Origin of the sequence: Loigolactobacillus jiayinensis, assembly GCF_003946445.1 — a bacterium.
GTDB classification, from domain to species: domain Bacteria; phylum Bacillota; class Bacilli; order Lactobacillales; family Lactobacillaceae; genus Loigolactobacillus; species Loigolactobacillus jiayinensis.
This window is the reverse complement of record NZ_RHOF01000011.1, coordinates 1-3,918: the sequence shown is the minus strand read 5'-3', so window position 1 is coordinate 3,918 and position 3,918 is coordinate 1. Positions and strand designations below refer to the sequence as shown.

At 42.4% G+C, this 3,918-nt stretch carries 2 protein-coding genes and 6 tRNA genes; all 8 read left to right on the top strand.

Annotated features, from left to right (window positions below):
- Positions 1 to 41: 41 nt before the first annotated feature.
- The 8 genes from EKM80_RS04355 to EKM80_RS04320 all read left to right on the top strand — a co-directional run bounded on the left by EKM80_RS04355 (position 42) and on the right by EKM80_RS04320 (position 3,865).
- Positions 42 to 113: transfer RNA gene (locus EKM80_RS04355), tRNA-Gly, on the top strand.
- 10 nt (positions 114 to 123) lie between these two features.
- A tRNA-Leu gene (locus EKM80_RS04350) sits at positions 124 to 209 on the top strand.
- Between the two features lie 10 nt (positions 210 to 219).
- Positions 220 to 293 (top strand) — tRNA-Arg (locus tag EKM80_RS04345).
- A gap of 32 nt (positions 294 to 325) precedes the next feature.
- Positions 326 to 399 (top strand) — tRNA-Pro (locus EKM80_RS04340).
- Positions 400 to 415: 16 nt separating this feature from the next.
- Positions 416 to 487, top strand: a tRNA-Gly gene (locus tag EKM80_RS04335).
- 27 nt (positions 488 to 514) lie between these two features.
- Positions 515 to 588: transfer RNA gene (locus tag EKM80_RS04330), tRNA-Pro, on the top strand.
- Between the two features lie 296 nt (positions 589 to 884).
- The gene (locus tag EKM80_RS04325; protein ID WP_125551898.1) at positions 885 to 1,355 is read left to right on the top strand and encodes a CtsR family transcriptional regulator; all 471 of its coding nucleotides are present in this window, start codon (positions 885 to 887) and stop codon (positions 1,353 to 1,355) included.
- A 20-nt stretch (positions 1,356 to 1,375) separates the two neighbouring features.
- Positions 1,376 to 3,865, top strand: coding sequence for an ATP-dependent Clp protease ATP-binding subunit (locus tag EKM80_RS04320; RefSeq protein ID WP_125551897.1), 2,490 nt, complete (start codon positions 1,376 to 1,378; stop codon positions 3,863 to 3,865).
- Positions 3,866 to 3,918 lie beyond the last annotated feature (53 nt).

The following is a 3,918-nucleotide window of genomic DNA, read 5'->3' as shown; positions in this document are numbered from 1 at the left end:
GGCGTTCGAATCGTCTAGTCGGCATTTTTAATTGAATATATGCGGAAGTAGTTCAGTGGTAGAACATCACCTTGCCATGGTGGGGGTCGCGGGTTCGAATCCCGTCTTCCGCTTTAATAATATGCCGGGGTGGCGGAACTGGCAGACGCACAGGACTTAAAATCCTGCGGTGAGTGATCACCGTACCGGTTCGATTCCGGTCCTCGGCATTATTATTATGCACCCATAGCGCAATTGGATAGAGTGTCTGACTACGAATCAGAAGGTTGTAGGTTCGACTCCTACTGGGTGCATTGAGCAATTATGCTCACTTTTAAAAAAGTTTCGGGAAATAGCTCAGCTTGGTAGAGCACCTGGTTTGGGACCAGGGGGTCGCAGGTTCGAATCCTGTTTTCCCGATTCAAATATTTTTCTTGCGGAAGTAGTTCAGTGGTAGAACATCACCTTGCCATGGTGGGGGTCGCGGGTCCGAATCCCGTCTTCCGCTTGTTTTTTTGTTTAGAAAAATAGTTTCCGGGAAGTAGCTCAGCTTGGTAGAGCACTACGTTCGGGACGTAGGGGTCGCAGGTTCAAATCCTGTTTTCCCGATTTTTGCTCATAGTCTGTGTCTGCAGGCTTTTTTTTATAATAAAAATCAAAAATAAATGTTTCAGATAAATTAGTAATTTTCATTTAAAGTTTAAGCTGGCAATGAAGCTAGAATGTATAAAAGAACGACTGCACCGCTATATTAGCGGTAAAGTCGTTCTTTTTGTATGTGTTCATATATAGTGTACCGAGGGCGATTTTTATTAACTAAAAATAAAAACGACGTAATTCTTTGCAATTTTGTTAATTTCATCTATAATAATAGTCAATATTAGTCAAAGTTAAGGGTGAAGAAGATGCAAGGGCGAAATATTTCTGATATTATTGAAGCCTACTTGAAGCAGATTCTAGCGGAATCGGCGCGTGTTGAGATTAAGCGATCCGAAATTGCGGAATTATTTAATTGTGTCCCATCCCAGATTAATTATGTGATTAAGACACGCTTTACCATTCAGCGTGGTTATCTGGTTCAAAGTAAACGTGGCGGTGGCGGCTATATCCGGATTGAGAAGGTGAAGTTGCTTGATGATCGTGATATGCTGGATACAATGATTCAATTGATTGGTGGTCAAATCAGTCAGCGCGATGAATTGGCGTTAGTCCAGAAGCTATATGATGATCATGTAATCGAACGTAAGGAAGCTAATTTGATTTTAGCAGCAACTAGTCGGGAGACACTTGCCATTGCTGATCGGCAATTAGAAGAACAAATACGTGCCAACATTCTAATTGGCATTTTGAATCATTTAAGATACGAACGTGAGTAAGTGAAAGTGAGGGACGCTTAATGGATAATTTATTTACGCCAAGTGCAAAGAACGTCTTAGTATTAGCACAAGAACAGGCAAAATACTTCCGGCATCATGCGGTAGGTACTGAACATTTATTATTGGCATTAGTCATTGAAAATGATGGTATCGCTGGGAAGACCTTGCGTCAATTGTCAATCACTGATGACGATATTCGTGAAGAAATTGAACGTTTCACGGGTTATGGTACCTCAGCAGAGACACAAAGCGATACTTATCTGCCATATGCACCTAAGGCTAAGCAGATCTTATCTTACGCCGGTGATGAAGCAAAACGGATGGGTGCCATGAAAATTGGGACCGAACACATTCTGTTAGGTTTACTTCGTGAAGACGATATTCTGGCAGCACGGATTTTAACCAATCTCGGTTTAAGTCTAAGCAAAACACGGCAGATGATTTTGAAAAAGTTAGGTGTCAGTGATACTACAGCCAAGCGCCGCAATGCACCACGCGGCCGGCAGGCACAAAGTGGTAGTACTGAAGGAACACCAACTTTAGATTCTTTAGCACGAGATTTGACTCAGTTAGCTCGTGAAAATCAAATGGACCCAGTTGTTGGCCGAAGCAAAGAAGTACGTCGTTTGATTCAAGTTTTATCACGGCGGACCAAGAATAATCCAGTTTTGATTGGTGAACCTGGTGTTGGTAAAACAGCGATTGCTGAAGGTTTAGCGCAAAAAATCATTGCTGGTGATGTACCGGCTGATATGGCTAAAAAACGGTTGATGATGCTGGATATGGGATCATTGGTCGCCGGTACAAAATATCGTGGTGAATTTGAAGACCGGTTAAAGAAAGTCATTGATGAGATCTATAAGGACGGGCAAGTTATCTTATTTATTGATGAATTGCATACCTTAATTGGTGCCGGTGGTGCTGAAGGGGCAATTGATGCTTCTAATATTTTGAAGCCAGCCTTAGCCCGTGGTGAAATGCAGGTCATTGGCGCAACGACCTTGGATGAATACCAAAAGTATATTGAAAAGGATGCTGCCTTGGAGCGTCGTTTTGCAACGATTCAAGTTGACGAACCAACTGAAGCAGAAGCAGAAGAGATTCTGTTAGGCCTACGTAGCCGGTATGAAGAGCATCATGGTGTCACCATTACTGACGAAGCGGTTCATGAAGCAGTTGTCTTGTCCTCACGTTATATCAGTGATCGTTTCTTGCCAGATAAGGCGATTGATTTGATCGATGAATCAGCAGCCTCTGTGCGCTTAGATGCGGCTAATGTGAAGACACCAGAATCTAAGTTAGAAACCAAATTAGATCAACTTGTGAAGCAAAAGGAACAAGCAATTGAAGCGCAAGACTTTGAGAAAGCAGCTAGTTTACGTGAAAACGAAATGACGCTGAAGGATAAGTTAGCCGCTGAACAAGCAACAGAACCAACTAATGGCGTACGTAAAGATATTAAGGTTACACCAGATGATATCGCTACGGTCGTTTCACAGTGGACTGGTGTGCCGTTAACACAATTGCAAAAGAGTGAAACTGATCGGTTGATCAACCTTGAAAAAGTGTTGCATAAACGGGTGGTTGGTCAAGAAGAGGCCGTTTCAGCAGTGTCACGAGCAATTCGGCGTGCGCGTAGTGGCTTGAAAGATCCACAGCGGCCAATTGGTTCATTTATGTTCCTTGGCCCGACTGGTGTTGGGAAAACTGAATTAGCTAAAGCTTTAGCTGAGGCAATGTTTGGTTCGGAGGATAACATGATTCGGGTCGATATGTCCGAGTATATGGAGAAATATTCAACCTCGCGGCTAGTCGGAGCTCCTCCTGGCTATGTTGGCTACGAAGAAGGCGGTCAGTTAACTGAAAAAGTACGGCAAAAGCCTTATTCCGTAGTCTTACTAGATGAAGTTGAAAAAGCCCATCCAGATGTTTTCAATATTTTGTTACAAGTATTAGATGATGGCTATTTAACTGATTCTAAGGGTCGGCGCGTTGATTTCCGTAATACGATTTTGATCATGACCTCTAATTTAGGTGCAACTGCTTTACGTGATGAAAAGTCAGTTGGTTTTGGTGCGCAACAAGTACAACAAAACTATAAAGCAATGCGTAGTCGGATTTTGGAAGAATTAAAGAAGTCTTTCCGGCCAGAATTTATCAACCGAATCGATGAAGTCGTTGTCTTCCATTCCTTGACTAAACCTGAATTACATGAAATCGTTAAAATTATGGCTAAAAACGTGTTGAAACGTTTGCACAATCAAAACATTGACGTCAAAATTACCCCAGCAGCTATCGATGTGATTGCTAAGGCTGGCTTTGATCCTGAATATGGTGCACGACCAATTCGGCGAGCAATTCAACAAGAAGTTGAGGATCGCTTGAGTGAAGAGTTATTATCTGGTCATATTAAGGTCGGCGAGTCGGTGACTATTGGTGCTCGCAAGGGTGAAATTACCGTGAACGTTCGTGATTCCAATACGGATGCTACACCAACCGTCAAAGCTTAATACTAGTGAATTAAACGATAAGAGTTACTGTCTATATAGATGGCAACTCTTTT